This is a genomic window from Amycolatopsis sp. NPDC004747 (assembly GCF_053601335.1).
The window spans coordinates 1-20,075 of the sequence record NZ_JBSGBQ010000002.1; the positions used below are offsets into that span (position 1 = coordinate 1).

Below are 20,075 nucleotides of genomic sequence, written 5' to 3' on the forward strand. Positions count from 1 at the left end.
CTGAGCGCGGCCGGCGATCAAGCCGTCGTGAGCTCCGGAACCCGGTCACCCCACGCACCGTGCGGCTCCAGCGTGACCTCGCGGACATCGTCCTCACGGCGATCCAGCCGCACGACGAGGTAGTCCGAAGACAACCGCTCGGCCGAACCCTCACCCCACTCGACGACCGGTTCAGAGGCCCTCCGGCATCGCCTCGCCGTACTTCTCGTGAGTACCTGTGAGCCACTTGAGTACGGTTTTGGCGTTGCGATGGAGTGTCGCCTCCGCCTCCTCCGGCCTACCTTGCTTGATGTGCTCGAGGGCCCGTGTATGGGCTGCCTTGGTGGCGATTTCCGCGTGCTGGCGCGCGGTGGCCTTGTTTGCGGCGACCATCAGGTTTTCCATTCGGAGGGCCCGCCTGTTGCGAGCCGGCACCCCTGATATCGGGAACCGCGCGGTGTTTGACCGAGATTCCGGCGGATTTCCCCCGTCGGGGGGAACCTGAGCGCGGCCGGCGATCAAGCCGTCGTGAGCTCCGGAACCCGGTCACCCCACGCACCGTGCGGCTCCAGCGTGACCTCGCGGACATCGTCCTCGCGACGGTCCAGCCGCACGACGAGGTAGTCCGAAGACAACCGCTCCGCCGAACCCTCACCCCACTCGACCACGATGGCCGAGCGCTCAAGATCCGTGTCCAGGTCGAGGTCGTCCAGCTGCGACAGATCACCGCCGAGCCGGTACGCGTCCACGTGCACCAGCGGCACGCCCGCGGCACCCGCCGGGTGCACCCGGGCCAGGACGAACGTCGGCGAACTCACCCGGCCGCCGACGCCGAGGCCGTCCGCGATGCCGCGGGTCAGCGTCGTCTTGCCCGCGCCGAGCGGGCCGGCCAGGAGCACCAGGTCGCCCGCGCGCAACACGCGGCCGAGGGCCCGTCCGAAGTCCATGGTCTCTTCGGGGGTCGGGAACACGAAACTCAACGCTGCCACCACCAGGTTCGCCGGGACGAGGATTCGCCGTCCACACCGGAACAGCGTTGCAGGAGATCGATCAGATGGCTGTTCACCAGCTCGGGCTGCTCGAGCAGGACCATGTGCCCGGCGCCGCGGACGCGGACCAGCTCCGCGTCGGGCAGCTCGGCCGCGATCCGCTCGGCGTGCGAGAACGGCGTGAACCGGTCCGAATCGCCGCCGATGACCAGCACTGCCGCGTGCTTCAGGCCGGCCAGCGCCGCGTACCGGTTGTGGCTGCCGAGCGTGTCGACGAAGTTGACGAGCCCGCGCACCGGCGTCACTTCGAGCATCTCGAGCATGAAGTCGACGAGCCGCGGCGCGACGTCACGGCTGCCGAACGCCAGCCGGCGCACGGCCTGCCGCGTCAGCTGGCCGCCCGCCGCGCGGACGAACTCCACCAGCCCGGGCTGCCACCCGGCGAGGCCGCCCGCCGCGCGCGTCAGCGGGTTGTACTTCGAGAGCAGCGAACGCGGCAACCCGCGTGCGCCCACTTCGCCCGCCGCGGTCGCGATGAAGGCAACCCCGCATACCCGGTCCTCGAAGAGCGAGGGGAACTCGGCGGCCAGCTCCATGATGACCATGCCGCCCATCGAGTGCCCCATCAGCACGATCGGCCCGTCCGGCACCACGGACCGCAGCACGCAGTCCAGGTCGCGGGCCAGCTGTTCGATGGTCGACGTCTCGGCCGAAGCCGCGCCGGACAGGCCGTGGCCGCGGTGGTCGTAGTACACCTGGCGCACGCGCGGCAGCCGCAGCGACGCGAGGTCGCGCCGCTGGAAGTGCCAGCAACGCCGCGAAAGCGCGAAGCCGTGCACGCCCACGACGGTCAGTTCCGGTTCGCCGCCGTCTTCCGGGTCGATCTCCTCGACCGAAAGCGGCGTGCCGTCCTCGGCCGCGACCGTCGAAGTGCGGTCGGGCTTCAGCTCCCCCAGCGGCTCGTCCACGTACGGATCCTCACTGTGCCGCCGCTGCTGCGCGGCGACGGCGATGGCGGCGGCGGTCCCGGTGGCCACGGCCCCGACCCCGCCGGCGATGGCCAGCAGTCGTCGTGAAGGTGTCACGAGTGTTCCCCCAGATACCGGCGCCGGACCCGCGGCCGGTACATCGACGTCACGATCTCGTAGTCGATGGTGCCCAGCTTGTCGGCCCATTCCCGGGCGGTGGGCTCGCCGTGCGCCCCGGCGCCGAACAGGACGACCTCGTCGCCGGCGGCCGGTTCGTCGTCACCGCAGTCGACCACCAGCTGGTCCATGCAGACCCGCCCGGCGACCGGCCGCCGCCGCCCGCCGAGCCAGACGTCCATCCGGCCGGACAGGCTGCGGGGCACGCCGTCGGCGTACCCGGCGGGCACGAGCGCCAGGGTCGTGTCGCGCTGTGCGGTCCAGGTGTGCCCGTACGACACGGATTCCCCGGCCTCGATGCGCTTGACCAGCGCGACCGCCGACCGGAACGTCATGGCCGGGCGCAGGTCTTCGGCCTGCGGCACCGGGTTCAGCCCGTACATGGCGATGCCGGGCCGGACGACGTCGAAGTGCAGGTCCGGCCGGGTGAGCAGGGCCGCGGAGTTCGCCAGGTGCCGCATCGGGTCGAGCCCGGCGGCGCGGGCGGTGTCGTAGGCCTCGGCGAAGCGTTTGGCCTGCAGGTCGATCGAGGGGTGCTTCGGCTCGTCGGCGCACGCGAGGTGGGACCAGATCGCGACCACCTCGACCCGCGGTTCGGCGGCCGCCGCTTCGACCAGCTCGGCCCACGCGGCGGGCGGGCAGCCATTCCGGGAGAGCCCGGTGTCGATTTTGAGGTGCACACGAGCGGGGGTACCCGGTTTCGCGGCGGCGGCGATGCGGCGAAGCTCACCCAGCGAGCTGGCGGCGAGGTCGACATCGTTTTCGACGCCCGCCGCGAAGTCGACGTCGGGGGTGTCCAGCCAGCTGAACAGCCGGGTCTTGAGGCCGGCTTCGCGGAGGGCGAGGGCCTCGCCGAGCGAGCAGGTGCCCAGCCAGGACGCGCCGGCCTCGACCGCGGCGCGCGCCACCGGCAGCGCGCCGTGGCCGTAGGCGTCGGCCTTCACCACGGCCATCACCTGGGAGCCGGGCGCGCGGGCGCCCAGCAGGGTGAGGTTGTGGCGGATCGCGTCGAGGTCAATGTCGACCTGCGCCCGCGGGAAACTGGAGGTCATGGCACCCTCCAGTTTCCCACGACCCGCGGTCAGGGCAGGCGCAGCCCGGACGTGGCGGAGAACACGTGCAGCTCGTCGGGGCGGATCCGCAGGTGGACGGTGTCGCCCATGGCCGGCGGCGTGCGCGGGTCGACGCGGGCGACGATGTTGGACTTCGTGCCCTCGGCGTCGGTCTCGGCCAGCTTGCCGTAGACGTACGCGTCCGAGCCGAGCTCCTCGACCAGGTCGACCTTGATCGGCACCGAGCTGTCGCCCTCGGTGGTCACTTCCAGGGACTCCGGCCGAAAGCCGAGGGTCACCTTGTCGCCGTCGGCGGCCGCGATGACCTCGCGGGTCAGCGGCACGCTGCCGCCGCCCAGCTCGGCGCCGTCCGCGGTCAGCTTCGCGGTCACCAGGTTCATCGCCGGCGAGCCGATGAAGCCCGCGACGAAAGCGTTTGCGGGCTTGTCGTACAGCGCGCGCGGGGTGTCGCACTGCTGGAGCAGGCCGTCCGAAAGCACCGCGACGCGGTCACCCATCGTCATGGCCTCGACCTGGTCGTGCGTGACGTACACGGTGGTGACGCCGAGGCGGCGCTGGAGCGCGGCGATCTGCGTACGCGTCGACACGCGCAGCTTCGCGTCGAGGTTCGACAGCGGCTCGTCCATGAGGAAGACCTGCGGCTCGCGGACGATCGCGCGGCCCATCGCGACGCGCTGGCGCTGACCACCGGAGAGCGCCTTCGGCTTGCGGTCGAGGTACTGCTCGATGTCGAGCAGCTTCGCGGCCTCGAGGACCTTCTGCTTGATCTCGGACGCGGGGCGGCCGGCGATCTTCAGCGCGAAGCCCATGTTCTGCGCGACCGTCATGTGCGGGTACAGCGCGTAGTTCTGGAACACCATCGCGATGTCGCGCGAGCGCGGCGGCAGCTGGGTGACGTCGCGGTCGCCGATCCAGACGGCGCCGTCGTCGATGTCCTCGAGGCCGGCCAGCATGCGCAGGCTGGTCGACTTGCCGCAGCCGGACGGGCCGACCAGCACGAGGAACTCGCCGTCGGCGATCTCCAGGTCCAGCGCGTCGACCGCGGGGCGCTCGGCACCGGGGTAGCGGCGGGTCGCCTTGTCGTAGGTGATGGAAGCCATCGGTCAGTCCTCTCCGAGATTCCGCCGGACCCCGTACGCCGCTTCGCGGGCTTCGAGGTGGCGCTGCTGGATCCGGTGGCCCTCGGCGCGCTGCGCCTCGGTCGGCTCGTCCAGCTCGAGCCGGAGCTTCTGGTTCTCCTGCCAGGACGGGGGTTCCGCACTGGAAGCCAGGGCCCACGCCGCCTGCCGCGCCGCGCCCAGCGCGACGTACTCGGCGACTTCGGGCAGCTGCACGGGCACGCCGAAGACCAGCGGCGCGACCGCGCGGACGGCCCGCGACTGCGCGCCCCCGCCGATCAGCAGCACGCGCTGGACGTCGAGGCCGTGCGTGCGCACCGCGTCGAGGCCCGCGGCCAGGCCGCAGAGCATGCCTTCGACGGCGCTGCGGGCGAGGTTCTCCGGGGTCATGTTGTCCCTGGTCAGCCCGGACAGCGAGCCGGTCGCGCCGGGCAGGTTCGGGGTGCGCTCGCCGTCCAGGTAGGGCAGGAACGTCAGCCCGCCGGCGCCGGGCTCGGCGGTCAGGGCGAGCCGGTCGAACTCGCTGAGCGTCGCGCCGAGCATCGCGGCCGTCGCGGTGAGGACGCGGGCGGCGTTGAGCGTGCAGGCGAGCGGGAGGAAGCGGCCGGTCGCGTCGGCGAACCCGGCGACCTCGCCGCTGATGTCGGCGGCGCCGGTCTCCGCGACGCCGAACACGGTGCCGCTGGTGCCGAGCGAGACGACCGCGTCACCGGGCTTGAGTTCGAGGCCGAGCGCGGCCGCCATGTTGTCGCCGGTGCCGGCCGAGACGAGCACGCCGTCCGGGGTGTGGCCGGCGGTGTCGGCCGGGCCGAGCACGGTGGGCAGCTCCGGCGTCCGGCCGCCGAAGGCGTGGCTGAGGACGTCGAGGCGGTAGGCGTTGTCGGTCGGCGAGAAGTAGCCGGTGCCGGACGCGTCACCGCGGTCGGTGACCGGGTCGCCGCCGGTGAGCTTCCAGGTCAGCCAGTCGTGCGGGAGCAGCACCCGCGCGACGCGGTCGGCGAGCTTCGGCTCGTGCTCGGCCAGCCAGCGCAGCTTCGTCACGGTGAAGCTGGCGACCGGCACCGAGCCGACCGACTTCGCCCAGGCCGACGGCCCGCCGAGCTCGTCGATGAGGTCGAGCGCCGCCTGCGCGGAGCGCGTGTCGTTCCAGAGCAGCGCCGGCCGGACGACCTCGCCGTCTTCGTCGAGGGTGACCATGCCGTGCTGCTGGCCGCCGACGCCGATGGCCCGGACGCCGTCCAGCACGCCGTTGGTGGCTTCCTGGAAGGCGTCCCACCAGGCGTTGGGGTCGACCTCGGTGCCGTCGGGGTGCGGCGCGCGGCCGGTGCGGACGATCTCGCCGGTTTCGGCGTCGCACACGACGACCTTGGTCGACTGGGTGGACGAGTCGATGCCGGCGACCAGTTCAGCTGTCATAGGGCTGCCCCTCTGCGACGTGTTCGACGATCTCGATCGAGGTGCCGGCGTTCAGCGCGGCCTCGATCTCCTCGGTGGGCGTGGCTTGGCCCGTGATCAGCAGGTCGTAGTCGCCGACGTCGCCGTGCGCGTAGGTGGCGGTGCGGCCGAACTTCGAGTGGTCGGCGACGAGGACGGTGTGGTTCGCGACCTTCAGCGCGGCCTTCTTGAGCTCGGCGTAGTCGCGGTCGGGGTGGAACAGGCGCCCGACGGCGACGGCGGTGACCGAGACGAACGAGACGTCGGCGCGGATCGAGTCCAACAGGTTGAGCACCTCGGGACCGGCGCAGGAGTCGTACTCGTGGCTGTAGCGGCCGCCGGCGAGGACGACCTCGACCCGGGGACCGAGCAGGCGGGCCGCGTGCAGCGAGTTGGTGACGACGGTCAGCGCGTCGATCTCGGCGAGCCGCTTGACCAGCGGGAGCAGCGTGGTGGAGTCGTCGACGAAGACGGTCTGGCCGGGCTGCACGTGGTTCGCGGCGGCCTGGCCGAGCGCCTCTTTTTCGCCGTGGTGGAGCGTGTCGCGGAAGCGGGCGGCGCTCTCGATGGTGAGCGCCGGGTACGCCTCGACCTTGCCGCGCAGCTTGCGCAGCAGCCGGCGTTCGGCCAGGTCGTCGAGGTCGCGGTGCATGGTCATCAGGCTGACCTTGAAGCGGCTGGTCAGGTCGTCGATCCGCGCCTCGCCCTGCTCGATGACGTGGTCGAGGATGTCCTGCCGCCGCTGCTCGACGACGGCATCGGACGGCCGGGTCTTCCGGTCTCCGGGTGCTGCTGTGCCGCCGCTCACACGGAATTCTTACCAGATTTGGCGCGTGAAGTTAACAGAGAACTCGATAAGTCTTCTCGGTAAGTTGGCTCGGCCCGCGTGCTTGCCCGGACGACACGCGTACGCCGACGGACGACACGCGCACCCAGCCGGACGACACGCCGGCCCGGCAGGCCGCCGCCGTGTCGTCCGTGTGGGTACGCGTGTCGTCCGTGTGGGTACGCGTGTCGTCCGGTCAGGACATGAGCGAGCGGACCGCGCGGATGGCCTCCGGGATGGCGTGGACCAGGCCCGATGCCGAGGTCGGGGCGTTCTGGGCCGCGATCGCGCCCGCCAGCGAGTGCACGTCCGCGGCGGCGGCCGCGGCCAGCCAGGGGTCCAACCCGGCCGCCAGGAGGGCGCCGACCAGGCCGGACAGGACGTCACCCGAGCCGGCCGTGGCCAGCCAGGCGCCCCGGGGCGTGTTGATCGCGACCCGGCCGTCCGGGGCCGCGACCACCGTGCAGTGGCCCTTCAGCAGCACCACGGCGTCGTACTTCTTCGCCGCTTCGCGCGCCGCTGTCACGCGGTCCGGGCCCGGCTTGCGGCCCATCAGGCGCTCGTACTCGCCCGCGTGCGGGGTCAGGACCAGCGGGGTGTCCGGGTCGCGGGCGTCGAGGACGTCCGGGGACTTCGCGATGATCGTGGTCGCGTCGGCGTCCGCGCAGACCGGGACGCCCTGGCCGAGCACGTACCGCAGCACGTCCCGCCCGTCGGAGCCGGTGCCGATGCCCGGGCCGACGACCCATGCCTGGACGCGCCCGGCGTCCGCGACCGTGCCGGTCGCGATGATCTCCGGCCACTGCGCGCGGACGACGTCGGCCGCGTGACCGGCGTACCGCACGAGACCCGAGGTCGCGCGGACCGCCGAACCGGACGCCAGCACCGCCGCGCCCGGGTACGTCGCCGAGCCCGCCGCGATGCCGACGACACCCTGGCTGTACTTGTCGTCCTCCGGTCCGGGCACCGGCCAGGCCGCGGCGACGTCCACGACGTCGAGCCGCCGGAGGTCGGGGTCCGCCAGCTCGAGGCCGATGTCGACGAGAACGACCTCGCCGCAGCGGGCGGGCGCGAGCGCGTGGACCGGCTTGAGCGCGCCGAACGTGACGGTCCTGGCGGCCTGCACGGCCGGGCCGTCGACCGCGCCAGTGTCCGGGTCGACGCCGCTGGGCAGGTCGACCGCGACGATCGGGGCCTCGACGAGTTCGACCAGCCGGGCCGCGTCGGGCCGCAGCGAGCCGCGGCCAGAGATGCCGACGATCCCGTCGACCACGACGTCCGCCTTGGCGATCCACTGTGGACCGTCCGCGGCGGGCACCGCGCGGCCGCCTGCCCGCTTCAGCGCACCGAGGCCTTTTGCGTGTGCCTTCGCGGGGTTGAGCAGGATCGCCGTGACAGCCACCCCGCGCCGGCGCAGGAACGCGCCGGCCCAGAGCGCGTCGCCGCCGTTGTCACCCGAGCCGACCAGGAGGACGACCCGGCGGCCCGAGACACCGCCGGTGTGGTCCTCGAGGAAGTCCGCGATGTGCACCGAGAGCCCGAACGACGCCCGGCGCATCAGCTCGCCCTCGGGCGTGACGGCGAACGCCCGCCCCTCCGCCTCGCGAATCCGTTCCGTGGTCCAGATTCCCTGCACGGCGGGGCCTCCGCTTACTCGACTGTGACGGACTTCGCCAGGTTACGCGGCTTGTCGACGTCGTACCCGCGGGCGCGGGCGATCTCCGCGGCCAGCACCTGCAGCGGCACCGTGGAGACCAGCGGCTGCAGCAGCGTCGGCACCGCGGGGACCTCGATGAGCTCGTCGGCGAATGGCCGGACCGTCTCGTCGCCCTCTTCGGCGATCACGATCGTCCGGGCGCCGCGCGCCTGGATCTCGCTGATGTTCGACACGAGCTTCGAGTGCAGCACCGCGCGGCCCTTGGGCGAGGGCATCACGACGACGACCGGCAGGCCGTCCTCGATCAGCGCGATCGGGCCGTGCTTGAGCTCGCCGGCCGCGAAGCCCTCGGCGTGCATGTACGCGAGTTCCTTCAGCTTCAGCGCGCCTTCGAGGGCGACCGGGAAGCCGACGTGACGGCCGAGGAACAGGATCGCCTTCGAGTCGGCGATCCGGCGGCCGAGCTCCCGCACCTGCTCCACAGTGGACAGTACCTTTTGGACGGCCGCGGGCATGGCCTCCAGCTCGGCGAACTCGCGGGCGACCTCGTCCGGGTACTTCGTGCCGCGGGCCTGCGCCAGCGCCAGGCCGACCAGGTAGTTCGCCGCGATCTGGGCGAGGAACGCCTTGGTCGAGGCGACGCCGATCTCGGGACCGGCGTGGGTGTAGAGGACGGCGTCGGACTCGCGCGGGATCTGCGCGCCATTGGTGTTGCAGACGGCGAGGACGCGGGCCTTCTGCTCACGGGCGTGCCGGACGGCTTCGAGCGTGTCCGCCGTCTCGCCGGACTGGCTCACCGCGACGACCAGCGTGTCCCGGTCGAGGACCGGGTCGCGGTAGCGGAACTCGCTCGCCAGCTCGACCTCGACCGGCAGCCGCGTCCAGTGCTCGATGGCGTACTTGGCGACCAGGCCGGAGTGGTAGGCCGAGCCGCAGGCGACGACGAAGACCTTGTCGACGTCGCGGAGGTCCTGGTCGGAGATGCGCTGCTCGTCGAGGATGATCCGGCCGGACTCGAAGTGCCCGCGCAGCGTGTTGGCCAGCGCTTCGGGCTGCTCCTCGATCTCCTTGAGCATGAAGTACTCGTGGCCGCCCTTCTCGGCGGCGCTCAGGTCCCAGTCGACGGTGAACGGCTTGGCCTGGGCGGCGTCGCCGTGGAAGTCGAGGACGTCGTAGCCGTCGCGGGTGATCACGACGAGCTGGTCCTGGCCGAGCTCGACGGCCTCGCGGGTGTGCTCGATGAAGGCGGCGACGTCGGAGGCGACGAAGTGCTCACCGTCACCGACCCCGACGACCAGCGGCGACGACCGGCGCGCGGCCACGATCGTGTCCGGGTGGTCGCCGTGCGTCACAACCAGGGTGAACGCCCCTTCCAGCCGGCGGCAGACGGCGGCGACGCTGGCGGTGAGATCACCCTTCGTGTCGCCCTCGGTGTACGCGCGGGCCACCAGGTGGGCGGCAGTCTCGGTGTCGGTGTCGCTGGCCATCTCGACGCCGTCGGCTTCCAGCTCGGTGCGGAGGGCGGCGAAGTTCTCGATGATGCCGTTGTGCACGACGGCGACGCGCTGCGAGGCGTCCCGGTGCGGGTGCGAGTTGCGGTCGACGGGCGCGCCGTGGGTGGCCCAGCGGGTGTGCCCCATGCCGGCGGTACCGCCGAAGTGCTCGCGGCCGACCTCGTCGAGCCGGGTTTCCAGGTTGGCCAGCCGGCCCGCCTTGCGCTCGACGGTCAGCGCACCGGCACCGTCGAGGACCGCGACACCGGCGGAGTCGTAACCGCGGTACTCCATGCGCCGGAGCCCACCGAGGACGACGTCCAGAGCCGGGCGGTGCCCGACATATCCCACGATTCCACACACGGTCACCAGCCTAACGAGGGATGTTCAGCGGGCTGACGGGGTCCGTGAACACCCACGACCTGCACGGACACGCCCCGGATGGTTCGAACCAATGCGGCGGGCTGGAGGTGCCGGACAGGCTTGGGTGACCGAAACTGTCGGTGCCTGCCGGTAGCGTGGAAAACGGGGGGCGCCCCCGCGGGCCGCCAGGAATGCCGGCCGGCCGTCGCGGCACGCGGGCCGACCTTTCAGGCACGCGGGCCGACCCTTCAGGCACGCGAGCCGACCTTCCAAGCACGCGAGCCGACCACGCAGGTGCGCCGACCAGCCTGGGGTGCGCGGGCCGGCTGTTGCGGCGCGCCGGGGCGGCGGGCGAGCCGTGGGCGAGCTCGCACAGTAGGGTTCGGCCATGGCCAGCAAGCCCAAGCAGCTGCTCGCGGAGTTGACGCACCCGGGTCCGCACGAGGTCCTGCGGGGCAACCTCGCCCTGGTCGGGCTGCCCGGCGTGGTCTTCACGCCGCGCGCCGGGCTCGGGTTGCCCGCCGTGGCGTTCGGGCACGGGTGGCTGCAGCCGCCCGATCGGTACCGGGGGTTGCTGCGGCACCTCGCCAGCTGGGGCATCGTCGCCGCCGCTCCGGCCACGCAAAAAGGGCCCCTGCCGTCGCATCGGCTGCTCGCCGCCGACCTGCTGACCACCCTCGACGTCGTCACCACCGTGCGGCTCGGGCCGGACGGCATCAGCGTCGACCCCGGCAAGCTCGGCCTCGCCGGCCACTCGAGCGGTGGTGGCTCCGCCGTCCTCGCCGCGGCTCAGGACGCGCAGGCCGAAAACCCGCGGATCAAGGCCGTCGCCACCATCACCGCGGCCCAGACGCTCCCACCCGCCACCGAGTCGGCGAAGGCGGTCACCGTCCCCGGGCTGCACCTCGCCGCCGAAGACGACCTGGTCGCCCCCGCCGTTGCACACGCCGAAGCGATCGCCGGTGCCTGGGGCGGCGACGACGTCCAGCTGCGGTTCCTCGGCAAGGCGTCGCACCTCGGCGTCACCGAGGGCAGGCACTGGTCGCAGCTGTTCATGCACGGCAAGCCGCACCGCGGGACGCAGCAGCTCACCCGCGCGCTGTTCACCGCGTTCTTCCTGACCCACCTGACCGGCACCGGCAAGTACCGGCCCCTGCTCGAGGCGGACGTCAAGCGCGCCCCCATCGAGCGTGAGGAAGAGCCCGCCCGCTGACGCCGGCGGGCCCCCGGTCAGACCAGCCAGCTGGTGCTGGAGAAGTCGTCCTCGTCGTCGGGCTGACGCGCGTGCCGGCCACGTCGCGGCGGCTCGGCCGCCGGCGGCGGTTCCGGGGCCGGCTCCGGACGCGGCGGGACCGCCGCCGCAGCCGGCGTGCCGTAGCTCGGCGTCGGGTAGTTCGTGTACCCCGTGTCCGCCTCTTCGTCGTGGACGCCGAACTCCATCAGCGACTCGCGGGACTTGTCGGCCAGCGTCTTCTCCGTCGCCCAGCCGCCCGCGCTCTGCTTGCGCTTGTTGAGCTCGTCCATGTGCTCGGCGTACCGCTGCGTGGCGGCCAGCTCCTTCTGCATGCCCTCGCGGGCCTGCTGCTGGGCCTCGGCGAGCCGGCGTTCGCGCAGCCCCCGCTGCTCGTCCTGCTCCCGCGCCGCCGCTTCCATCGTCGATATCGCCGCGCGATACCGGTCTTCGGCGCTGCTCATCGGCCCTCCTCGCCCCTCGTCACCGGTCGTACCGGATCGAACGGTCGCCCTCGTCGTCGAGCGAGCCGCTGATGCGGCCCTTCGCGCCGCTCGTTTCGAACACGCCACCCTCGATGCGGTACTGGCTGGGGCCGCGCTGCTGGTCGCCGCCGCCACCACCGGGCGCGCCGCCCATGCCGCCCATCATCCCCATGCCGCCCATCCCGGACATGCCGCTCATGCTCGACGAGCTCGCCGCGGCCTGGTGCACGCCCGGGTCGACCGGGGTCGCGCCGAGACCGCCGCCGCCGTCGGACATCGGCAACGAGGCGTCGCTGCCCGTCTGGGCGCCCGGGTCGAGCGAGACGGCGCCGGCGAAGTCCGGCGACCCGCCGCCGGTGACGGCCGAGCCGAAGTTGCTCGCGCCCGCCGTCGTGGTCGCGTCGGCGGCACCGGAGTCGGCACCGGCGCCGGCTCCCGCGCCCGCGTCGGCCGTCGCCACCGCGGGCTCGGCTCCGACGCTGCCCCCGCCGCCGAGGTCGCCTTCGAAGCCGCCGGGGGCGGTGAAGCTCGACGCCCCTTCGCTGCGCGTGAAGCCCGGGTCCGGGTTGGGCGGCGCGGGGTCCTTCGTCAGCGGGGACTCGGCGTTCGCGTCGTGCGGGATGTCCGCGCCGACGCCCACCGGCTTCACGTCGGCCTTGAGGCCGTCCGCCTTGAGGTCCGCGGCCTTCGGGTCGTCCTTCTCGTCCAGGGTGTAGGTGGTCGGCTCGCCCTTGCCGTCGTCGACCGTCACGATCGTCGGGCCGTCCGGGCCCTCCGGCCGCTCCGCGGTGATCTTGAGGTTGCCGTCCTGGATGTGGATCTTGCCGTCCGGCCCCGGCTTGTAGGAGCCGTCGGCCGAGGGCTGGCCGTCCTTGACCGGCTGCTGCGTGCCCTGCGGCCCGAAGGACGCCTTGTCGCCGTCCTTGCCGGCACCGTCCTTGGCCGCTTCGGCCTTGTCGTCGTCACCCCAGTCGAGGTGGTAGTCCTTCTTGTTGCCGTGGCCGTCGTCCACGGAGATGTCCTGCTTGCCCTCCTTGTCGGGCTCGGACATCGTGATCGTGTTGTCGCCCTTCTTGACCGACACCGTGTCGGTGTCGCCGGAGTCCTTGATGGCTTCGCCGGTCTTCGGGTCGATCGGGTACGGCTCGCCGGTCGCCGGGTCGACCTCCAGCGGCTTCCCGGTGATCGGGTTCTTGCCCTCTTCCGGCTTCGGGGGCTCCTCGGCCTTCGGAGGCTCGGTCGCCGACGGCGTCGTGGAGCCGCTGCCGGTGCTGCCCGAACTCCCGGTGCCGGTGCTCCCCGTGCTGCCGGTGCCGGTGTTCCCGGTGTTGCCCGTATTCCCGGTGTTCCCCGTGTTCCCGGTCTTGTCGCCGCCGCCTTCGTTCTTCGCCTCGGTCAGCTGGTTGCGGTAGCCGTCCATGTACCGCGCGAGCGCGCCGAACTGCTGGTCGATCGTGTCCTTGGCGGCCTTGCAGGACCCGTCGAACGCGGTGATCAGGCTCTTGTACTCGGTCGAGAAGGCGCCGTCGCGCCAGTAGCGGCAGACGTTGCGGCCGTAGTCGATGTTCTCCTGGTTGAAGCAGCCGTCGTCGTTCTGCAGGCGCTCGGCCAGGTTGGAGTTGTTGCCGTGCTTGGCGTTCACCGCGTCGATCCAGCCGGCGACCTTCATGAAGTCGTCGAATTCCTCGGTCTCGTTGTTGGCGATCTTGAGGACGTCCAGTGCCATCGGGATGTCGGCCTCGGCGATCACCGGGCGGTGCAGCTGCAGGACTTCGTCGACCTTCTTCTTGACCGCGGTGAAGACTTGCGTCACGGTCTGCGGGATCAGCTTCGCCGCGCCGTCGATCTGCTGCGACAGCTCCTTGGCGTGCGGCTTGATCGTCTCGTCGTACTTGATCTCCGCCGCGTTGGCGCCCTTGCCCTTCCACGCGTCGAAAAGGGTCTGGAGTTCGGTGTCGCTCTTGGTGAGCGCGTCCTCGACGACCTTGTGCGCCTTGGCCAGGTCGTCGGCGTCGCCCAGGAACTTCTGGTACTGGATCCCGCGGTTCTCGTGGAACTTGTCCTTGAGCTCTTTCTGGGAATCCTTCTTCTGGCCGAACTTGTTCCAGACCTCGTCGGTCCACTTCGCCAGCATGTCGACCGCGACGTTGCCCTGGTCGAGCTGTTCGTCGGAACTCTTCGCGCCGGCCCCCAACGTCGGCGCGCCGATTCCGTCGAGGTTCTTCTTCGCCTGGTCCCGCGCCGCGGTGTCGCGCTCGTGTTCCTGCTTCTTGGCCGCGGCTTCCTGCTGCGCTTCCTGCAGCGCTTCGTCGACGTCGGACGACGACCCCGGCAGCCAGTCGTCGTTGAAGCTGACGCTGTCGGTGTAGTTCTCGATGTACTTGGCGGCGTACGCCTCTTCTTCTTCGTCGAAGTTGACCGTGTCCTCGCTGTATTCCTCCATCAGCTTGGACTTGGCGGCCATCGAGACGTTCGGGTCGTCGAGGACCTTCTTGATTTCGGCCCATTCAGCCATCAGCGGTTACCCCCGGCCTGGTTCGCCGTCGCGCCGGCGTTCGCTTCCTGCGCGTTGTACTTGGCGCCCGCGGTCCCGATTCCGCTGCCCAGGTTCAGCAGGGCGTTCGACAGCCCCGTCATGCCCGCACCGATTTCGTCGATCCCGGCCTTGTACTTGCCGAAGCTCTCCTGGTGCACGCGCCCGAAGTCCCCCGCGATGATTTCGGTCGGCGCGACCTTCTTCGCTTCGTTCGCCGGGTCGTCGGCGACGTCCGCCAGGCGGATCTGCGCCCGCGTCATCGCCTCCGAACTCGCTTCGTAGCCGTTCGGCATGGTGGCTGCCCCCTTCGATCCCACAGGTCCCCAGTCGTTCCGGGACTGTGACGCGCCCGGACACCGTTCGGTGCCGTCGCAGATGCACACAGAAGTCTAGCGTCCCGCCGACCGGCTCACCTGGGCTTCCGCGAAGTGCACCCGGGCGGGACCTACCCGCCGGCGTGCTGCGCCGCGACCGCTTCGGAGATCACCTCGGCGACGCCGCGGATGTCCACCAGCCGGTCGAGTTCGTCGATGTCGACCGAGACGCCGTAGGTCACCTCGACCCGCGACAGCAGCTGGATCCGCTGCCGGGACGTCAGGCCGAGGTCGTCGAACGGCGTCGTGTCGGTGAGCCCCTCGGGCGGGATCTCCAGCGCGAAGGCGATGATCCGCCGGATCTCGTCGACGTAGGTGCCCGGGTCAGCCATGCCGCTCATTCTCGCCCCACCAGCGCTCGCGGGCCGCGGCGCGGGACACCTTGCCGCTGGAGGTCCGCGGCACCTCGCCTGGCCGCACCAGCCACAGGGCGCGCAGGGGCAGGTCGTGGGCCGCGGAAACCGCCCGCCGCACGGCCGTCTCGACCGAGGCGTCCGGCGCGGTGCACCCGGCCACCACCGCGACGCCTTCACCGCGGCCGTCCCGGACGGCGAACGCGGCGACCCGCCGGATGCCCGGGTGCGCGGCCGCCACGGTGGCCTCGATGTCCTGCGGGTGGTGGTTGCGGCCGTCGACGATGATCAGGTCCTTGCGGCGGCCGGTGACGTAGAGCTCGCCGTCGTGGACGAACCCGAGGTCGCCGGTGCGCAGCCAGCCGCCGGGGGCGAGCACGTCGTCGCGGCCCCAGTAGCCGTCGGCGACGTTCGCCCCGGACACCTGGATCTCTTTGTCGACAATGCGGATCCGCTGGCCGTACGGCCGCCCCACCGACACGCGCGGCTCGCCGTCGAACACCCGGATCGTCGGCCCCTCCGCGCCCGCGCTCGTGACGAACACCGTCGCCTCGGCCAGCCCGTACGCCGGCTTCTGCGCTGCGCGCGGCAACCCGAACGGGGCGAAGGCCGCCGCGAACGCTTCGACGGTGTCCGCGCGGACCGGTTCACTGCCGTTGAGCAGCGAGTTCACCCGCGAGAGGTCGACGCCTTCGAGGTCACCCGCCGCTTCGGCGGCCAGTGCGAAGGCGAAGTCGGGCGCGCCGGTGACGACCCCGGGGTGCTCGGCCAGCAGCCGGATCCAGCGCAGCGGGTCGCGCACGAACTCCATCGGCGTGAAGAAGACCGAGCGCGAACCGAGGAAGACGGGCGTGCCGATCAGCAGGATCAGCCCCATGTCGTGGAAGAACGGCACCCAGCCGGCCAGCGGGGTGGACGCGTCGGCCCGGTAGCACCGCGTGGTCTGCCAGCAGGCGGCCACCAGCGCGCGGTGCGAGATCACCGCGCCGGCCGGGCGGCGCGTCGAGCCGGACGTGTACTGCAGGTACGCGGGATCGGTCATCGCCACGGCGGCGGGCGGCTCGGCATCGCCCGGCTCGACGGCGTCGATGTCCTCGATGGCGAGCACGAGACCCGGCGGCACCTTGTCCACCAGGTTCTTCGAGGTCAGGCAGGCCGACGGCGTGGCGTCCGCGAAGGCCGCCTCGATCCGGGCGCGGTTCGTGCGGCCGGTCGGCACGGACAGCGGCACCGCGATGCGCCCCGCGTAGAGCGTCCCGAGGAAGGCGACGACGTACCCGAGGTCCTGCCGGGCGACGATCGCCACCCGATCACCCGGCCGGGTGACGCGGCGCAGCTCGCGGGCGACCCCGCGGACGCGCGCGAGCACCTGCGGCCAGGTCAGCGTGTGGTCGGCGGGCCCCGGGAAGGTGCGGCAGGTGAACGCGGGCCGGTCTTCGGCGGCGTTGCGGAGCAGGTAGTCCGTGAACGGCGTGGCCAGGACGGCTTCCGGGACTGCTGCGGGCGGCACGGGCCCATCCTGCCCTACCGTGTCGAAGCGATGGACGAGTTCGAACGGCACGGCATCGCGGTGGTCTCCGGCCGCGACGCGTGCGCCCGCGCCCTGCGGTCCCCCGGGCTGACGTCGGATCCGGGTGGTGGCTCGCCCAGCGTGCTGCTGCGGGACGGCGAAGGCCACACCCGCGTGCGTGCGGTGCTGCGGGAGATCATCGCCGGGCTGGAGCCGGTCCCGGCTGCCCTGCGCGCCTCGATCGAGGGCGTGGTGGCCGGGCTGGGGACCTCGTTCGACCTCGTGCGCGACTTCGCGCGGCCGGTGGCCGGGTTGGTGACGTCGGCGGTGCTGGGGGTGCCCCTCGACGACGTCTTCCTGGACCACCTGGAGGCGACGACGGCGAACCTCGACGTCTTCGCCCGCGTCGACCGGGCCGGCCAGGCGTCGGCGTTCCGGCTGGCGGTGCAGCTGAGCCGGACCCCGGCCGGGCCGGGTGGGCTGACGGCGCTGCGGGAGGCGCACGCGGCCGGCCGGCTCGACGAGGACGAGCTGGTGATCAACGCCGTGGTGCTCGCGCACGCGGCCTACGAGAACTCGCTGAACTTCCTGGCCTGCGCCGGGCTCGAGCTCGCGACCTCGGGGCCGCGGACCGTGCGGGAGCTGGTGACGGCGGTCTGCCCGGCCCGGTACGTCCTGCGCTTCGGCCCGGACGGCCCGGTGGCGATCTCGCTGACCGACGGCCTGCCGTTCGGGCTGGGCGGCCACGCGTGCCCCGGCTCCGGCGTGGCGGTGGCCGAGGGCGAGATCGCGCTGGGTGCGCTGGCGAAGGTCCTGAGCGGCGGGTGCCGCGTGGGCGAAGCCCGCTGGAAGACCCACCCGGTGTTCCACGGCCTCGAGGAGGCCGTGGTCACCCTCGGGTCAGGAAACCGCTGAGACGACGCCGGCCAGGCGGTCGGCCGCGGCCTGCGCGGTCGACTGCGCGGGCGCCTCGACCATCACGCGGACCAGCTGCTCGGTGCCGGACGGGCGCAGCAGCACCCGGCCCTCCTCGCCCAGCTCGGCCTCGACCTCGCCGACGGCGGTGCGGACCTCGGTCGAGTCCGCGACCGCGGCCTTGTCCGCGACCGGGACGTTGACCAGCACCTGCGGCAGCCGGTTCATCACGGCCGCCAGGTCGGCCAGTGACTTGCCCGTCTCGGCCATGCGGCTCATCAGGCGCAGCGCGGTCAGCAGGCCGTCTCCGGTGGTGGCGTGGGCCGGGAGCACGACGTGGCCCGACTGCTCGCCGCCCAGCGCGAAGCCGCCGGCACGCAGCTCCTCGAGGACGTAGCGGTCGCCCACCGCGGCCGTGACCACGGTGATGCCGTGCGCCTTCATGGCCAGGTGCAGGCCGAGGTTGCTCATCACGGTCGCGACCAGCGTGTCCTTGGTCAGCTCGCCGGCCTCGGCCAGCGCGAGCGCGAGGACGGCCATGATCTGGTCGCCGTCCACCAGCTCGCCGGCGGAGTCGACGGCCACGCAGCGGTCGGCGTCGCCGTCGTGCGCGATGCCGAGGTCGGCGCCGTGGGCGACGACCGCTTCGCGCAGCAGCTCCGGGTGGTTCGAGCCGCAGTGCTGGTTGATGTTGATGCCGTCCGGGTCGGCGTGCAGCGCCACGACCTCGGCACCGGCCCGGCGGTACACCTCGGGCGCGGCAGCCGACGAAGCCCCGTTCGCGCAGTCGACGACCACCTTGAGCCCGGCCAGCGGGTGCGGCGTGGCACCGAGCAGGTGGGCGGCGTAGCGGTCGAGGGCGTCTTCGACGTCCGTGACACGGCCCACACCGGCGCCGGTCGGGCGGGTGGCTTCGGCGGACACGCCGGCTTCGATCTCGTCCTCGATGCCGTCGGGGAGCTTGTGCCCGCCCGCGGCGAAGAGCTTGATGCCGTTGTCGGGCATCGGGTTGTGCGACGCGGAGATCATCACGCCGAGGTCGGCCTCGAGCGCGCCGACCAGGTAGGCGACGGCCGGGGTGGGCAGCACCCCGACGCGGCGGACGTCGGCCCCGGCGGACGTGAGCCCCGCCACGACCGCGGCTTCCAGCATCTCGCCGCTGGCACGCGGGTCGCGGCCGACGACCGCGACCGGCCGGTGGGAGCGGTCGTGCGCGGCGAGCACGCGGGCGGCACTGGCCGCCAGCGCCAGTGCCAGCTCCGGCGTCAGCTCGGCGTTGGCCAGGCCACGGACCCCGTCGGTACCGAACAGGCGTGCCATCGATCGACCTCCTTGTGGGAACACCACGACAACCTAGCGACGTGGGCGGACCACGATCCCCCACCCTTGGATGTCGCTCCGATCAGCGGAAACGACACACGAATACCCCGGAAGCGCCGGTCCTGAAAACGCCGGAGCGCCCATCCGATGGACGGATGGGCGCTCCGGTGGGTTGCGCCAGAGGCGCGATCAGCGCTTGCTGTACTGCGGGGCCTTGCGGGCCTTCTTGAGGCCGTACTTCTTCCGCTCCGTGGCGCGCGCGTCACGGGTCAGGAAGCCGGCCTTCTTGAGGGCCGGGCGGTCGTCGGCGTCGACCTCGACGAGCGCACGGGCGATCGCCAGGCGCAGCGCACCGGCCTGGCCGGAGACGCCGCCGCCCTTGAGGTTGGCGAAGATGTCGAAGGAGTCCGGCTTCTCGACCGTGACCAGCGGCTCGCGGATGAGCTGCTGGTGCACCTTGTTCGGGAAGTACTCCTCGAGGGTGCGGCCGTTGAGCTTGAACTCACCGGTGCCCGGGACGACCCGCACGCGGACGACGGCTTCCTTGCGGCGGCCGACGGTCTGGGCGTTGCCGCCGGCGGCACGCGACGGGCGCGGCGCGGCGGGGGTCTCGCTGGTCGCGACGGCGCCGGTCTCGGTCGCCTCGGTGGTCTCGACGACCTCGGGGGCCTCGGTCTCGGTGCTGGTCACAGACTGTTCCTCACTCACTGCGCGACCTGCGCGATCTTGGTGATCTCGCGCGCCTGCGGCTGCTGCGCGGCGTGCGGGTGCTGCGGGCCGGCGTACACCTTCAGCTTCTTCGCCTGGGCGCGGCCGAGCTTGTTCTTCGGCAGCATGCCCTTGACGACCTTCTCGACAAGGTGCTCGGGCTTGGTGTCCAGCAGCTCGCCGAACGAGCGCTTCCGCAGACCGCCCGGGTAACCGCTGTGCCGGTACGCGAACTTCTGCTCGCGCTTGTTTCCGGTGAGCGCGACCTTCTCGGCGTTGACGATGATGACGAAGTCACCGGTGTCCACGTGCGGGGCGTAGGTCGGCTTGTGCTTGCCGCGCAGCAGCGTGGCGACCTCGGTCGCCAGCCGTCCGAGCACGACATCCTCGGCGTCGATCACGTGCCAGGCACGAGTGACGTCGCCGGGCTTGGGGCTGTACGTGGGCAAGGGTCTACCTCGTCGTCAACATTGCGTGTGGGTTCTGTGCGGGCCTAGCGCTTACGCGCCGCAGCGCACAACGACATATGAAGATACCCCCACGGTCACCGCACCCGCGCATCGGGG

19 protein-coding genes and 1 pseudogene are annotated in these 20,075 nt (G+C 72.1%); 2 read left to right on the plus strand and 18 right to left on the minus strand.

The features are described from left to right. Positions 1 to 17: 17 nt before the first annotated feature. The 10 genes and pseudogenes from ACWEGE_RS02480 to glmS all read right to left on the minus strand — a co-directional run. A pseudogene (locus ACWEGE_RS02480) lies at positions 18 to 167 on the minus strand (tRNA (adenosine(37)-N6)-threonylcarbamoyltransferase complex ATPase subunit type 1 TsaE); the annotation flags it as partial. Between the two features lie 4 nt (positions 168 to 171). Continuing rightward, complete coding sequence (locus ACWEGE_RS02485) at positions 172 to 384, minus strand: hypothetical protein (RefSeq protein ID WP_449658689.1); 213 nt, start codon at positions 382 to 384, stop codon at positions 172 to 174. Positions 385 to 497: 113 nt separating this feature from the next. Beyond that, positions 498 to 959 (minus strand): tRNA (adenosine(37)-N6)-threonylcarbamoyltransferase complex ATPase subunit type 1 TsaE, encoded by a 462-nt coding sequence (gene tsaE, locus ACWEGE_RS02490; protein WP_449658690.1) that lies wholly within the window; start codon positions 957 to 959, stop codon positions 498 to 500. After that, positions 956 to 2,053, minus strand: a complete 1,098-nt coding sequence (locus ACWEGE_RS02495; RefSeq protein ID WP_449658691.1) for an alpha/beta fold hydrolase — start codon at positions 2,051 to 2,053, stop codon at positions 956 to 958. The genes tsaE and ACWEGE_RS02495 overlap by 4 nt, the downstream gene beginning before the upstream one ends. Next, positions 2,050 to 3,165, minus strand: a complete 1,116-nt coding sequence (gene alr, locus ACWEGE_RS02500) for an alanine racemase (protein ID WP_449658692.1) — start codon at positions 3,163 to 3,165, stop codon at positions 2,050 to 2,052. Before alr ends, ACWEGE_RS02495 begins: the two co-directional genes overlap by 4 nt. A 29-nt stretch (positions 3,166 to 3,194) precedes the next feature. Next, on the minus strand, positions 3,195 to 4,286 hold the full coding sequence (locus ACWEGE_RS02505; protein ID WP_449658693.1) for an ABC transporter ATP-binding protein: 1,092 nt from the start codon (positions 4,284 to 4,286) through the stop codon (positions 3,195 to 3,197). Between the two features lie 3 nt (positions 4,287 to 4,289). Beyond that, positions 4,290 to 5,720 (minus strand): xylulokinase, encoded by a 1,431-nt coding sequence (gene xylB, locus ACWEGE_RS02510; protein ID WP_449658694.1) that lies wholly within the window; start codon positions 5,718 to 5,720, stop codon positions 4,290 to 4,292. Further along, positions 5,710 to 6,546, minus strand: a complete 837-nt coding sequence (locus ACWEGE_RS02515) for a DeoR/GlpR family DNA-binding transcription regulator (RefSeq protein ID WP_449658695.1) — start codon at positions 6,544 to 6,546, stop codon at positions 5,710 to 5,712. Before ACWEGE_RS02515 ends, xylB begins: the two co-directional genes overlap by 11 nt. Before the next feature lie 214 nt (positions 6,547 to 6,760). Beyond that, a complete protein-coding gene (locus tag ACWEGE_RS02520; RefSeq protein ID WP_449658696.1) occupies positions 6,761 to 8,200 on the minus strand; it encodes an NAD(P)H-hydrate dehydratase in 1,440 nt (479 codons plus the stop codon). Between the two features lie 14 nt (positions 8,201 to 8,214). Beyond that, entirely contained in the window at positions 8,215 to 10,077 is a 1,863-nt protein-coding gene (gene glmS / locus ACWEGE_RS02525) for a glutamine--fructose-6-phosphate transaminase (isomerizing) (RefSeq protein WP_449658697.1), read from the minus strand. A 388-nt stretch (positions 10,078 to 10,465) separates the two neighbouring features. Here glmS and ACWEGE_RS02530 point away from each other — a divergent pair, with 388 nt between their 5' ends. Next, positions 10,466 to 11,290: a dienelactone hydrolase family protein gene (locus ACWEGE_RS02530; RefSeq protein ID WP_449658698.1), complete on the plus strand. Its 825-nt coding sequence runs from the start codon at positions 10,466 to 10,468 to the stop codon at positions 11,288 to 11,290. A 17-nt stretch (positions 11,291 to 11,307) separates the two neighbouring features. Here the strand turns inward: ACWEGE_RS02530 and ACWEGE_RS02535 are convergent, their stop codons facing one another. The 5 genes from ACWEGE_RS02535 to ACWEGE_RS02555 all read right to left on the minus strand — a co-directional run bounded on the left by ACWEGE_RS02535 (position 11,308) and on the right by ACWEGE_RS02555 (position 16,566). Further along, positions 11,308 to 11,772 (minus strand): hypothetical protein, encoded by a 465-nt coding sequence (locus ACWEGE_RS02535; protein WP_449658699.1) that lies wholly within the window; start codon positions 11,770 to 11,772, stop codon positions 11,308 to 11,310. 19 nt (positions 11,773 to 11,791) lie between these two features. Beyond that, positions 11,792 to 14,308, minus strand: a complete 2,517-nt coding sequence (locus tag ACWEGE_RS02540; RefSeq protein ID WP_449658700.1) for a WXG100 family type VII secretion target — start codon at positions 14,306 to 14,308, stop codon at positions 11,792 to 11,794. Continuing rightward, entirely contained in the window at positions 14,308 to 14,622 is a 315-nt protein-coding gene (locus ACWEGE_RS02545; protein WP_449658701.1) for a hypothetical protein, read from the minus strand. Before ACWEGE_RS02545 ends, ACWEGE_RS02540 begins: the two co-directional genes overlap by 1 nt. A gap of 152 nt (positions 14,623 to 14,774) precedes the next feature. Further along, on the minus strand, positions 14,775 to 15,035 hold the full coding sequence (locus ACWEGE_RS02550; protein ID WP_449658702.1) for an acyl carrier protein: 261 nt from the start codon (positions 15,033 to 15,035) through the stop codon (positions 14,775 to 14,777). Next, on the minus strand, positions 15,028 to 16,566 hold the full coding sequence (locus ACWEGE_RS02555) for a fatty acyl-AMP ligase (RefSeq protein ID WP_449658703.1): 1,539 nt from the start codon (positions 16,564 to 16,566) through the stop codon (positions 15,028 to 15,030). The genes ACWEGE_RS02550 and ACWEGE_RS02555 overlap by 8 nt, the downstream gene beginning before the upstream one ends. Positions 16,567 to 16,596: 30 nt before the next feature. Here ACWEGE_RS02555 and ACWEGE_RS02560 point away from each other — a divergent pair, with 30 nt between their 5' ends. Next, a complete protein-coding gene (locus ACWEGE_RS02560; protein WP_449658704.1) occupies positions 16,597 to 17,481 on the plus strand; it encodes a cytochrome P450 in 885 nt (294 codons plus the stop codon). Here ACWEGE_RS02560 and glmM read toward each other — a convergent pair. The 3 genes from glmM to rplM all read right to left on the minus strand — a co-directional run bounded on the left by glmM (position 17,467) and on the right by rplM (position 19,958). After that, positions 17,467 to 18,801 carry a phosphoglucosamine mutase gene (glmM, locus tag ACWEGE_RS02565; protein WP_449658705.1) on the minus strand — a complete coding sequence of 445 codons (1,335 nt, stop codon included), beginning with the start codon at positions 18,799 to 18,801 and terminating at the stop codon, positions 17,467 to 17,469. The genes ACWEGE_RS02560 and glmM overlap by 15 nt on opposite strands. Before the next feature lie 189 nt (positions 18,802 to 18,990). Next, positions 18,991 to 19,491: a 30S ribosomal protein S9 gene (gene rpsI, locus ACWEGE_RS02570; protein ID WP_091304664.1), complete on the minus strand. Its 501-nt coding sequence runs from the start codon at positions 19,489 to 19,491 to the stop codon at positions 18,991 to 18,993. A 14-nt stretch (positions 19,492 to 19,505) separates the two neighbouring features. Then, complete coding sequence (rplM, locus tag ACWEGE_RS02575) at positions 19,506 to 19,958, minus strand: 50S ribosomal protein L13 (RefSeq protein ID WP_004560141.1); 453 nt, start codon at positions 19,956 to 19,958, stop codon at positions 19,506 to 19,508. Positions 19,959 to 20,075: the final 117 nt, after the last annotated feature.

What these genes read in the sequence shown, in the direction of transcription:
- ACWEGE_RS02485 (WP_449658689.1), bottom strand. Translation starts at nt 384, where the DNA reads ATGGAAAACCTGATGGTCGCCGCAAACAAGGCCACCGCGCGCCAGCAC.
- alr (WP_449658692.1), bottom strand. Translation starts at nt 3,165, where the DNA reads ATGACCTCCAGTTTCCCGCGGGCGCAGGTCGACATTGACCTCGACGCG.
- ACWEGE_RS02505 (WP_449658693.1), bottom strand. Translation starts at nt 4,286, where the DNA reads ATGGCTTCCATCACCTACGACAAGGCGACCCGCCGCTACCCCGGTGCC.
- xylB (WP_449658694.1), bottom strand. Translation starts at nt 5,720, where the DNA reads ATGACAGCTGAACTGGTCGCCGGCATCGACTCGTCCACCCAGTCGACC.
- ACWEGE_RS02530 (WP_449658698.1), top strand. Translation starts at nt 10,466, where the DNA reads ATGGCCAGCAAGCCCAAGCAGCTGCTCGCGGAGTTGACGCACCCGGGT.
- ACWEGE_RS02535 (WP_449658699.1), bottom strand. Translation starts at nt 11,772, where the DNA reads ATGAGCAGCGCCGAAGACCGGTATCGCGCGGCGATATCGACGATGGAA.
- ACWEGE_RS02540 (WP_449658700.1), bottom strand. Translation starts at nt 14,308, where the DNA reads ATGGCTGAATGGGCCGAAATCAAGAAGGTCCTCGACGACCCGAACGTC.
- ACWEGE_RS02545 (WP_449658701.1), bottom strand. Translation starts at nt 14,622, where the DNA reads ATGCCGAACGGCTACGAAGCGAGTTCGGAGGCGATGACGCGGGCGCAG.
- ACWEGE_RS02550 (WP_449658702.1), bottom strand. Translation starts at nt 15,035, where the DNA reads ATGGCTGACCCGGGCACCTACGTCGACGAGATCCGGCGGATCATCGCC.
- ACWEGE_RS02560 (WP_449658704.1), top strand. Translation starts at nt 16,597, where the DNA reads ATGGACGAGTTCGAACGGCACGGCATCGCGGTGGTCTCCGGCCGCGAC.
- glmM (WP_449658705.1), bottom strand. Translation starts at nt 18,801, where the DNA reads ATGGCACGCCTGTTCGGTACCGACGGGGTCCGTGGCCTGGCCAACGCC.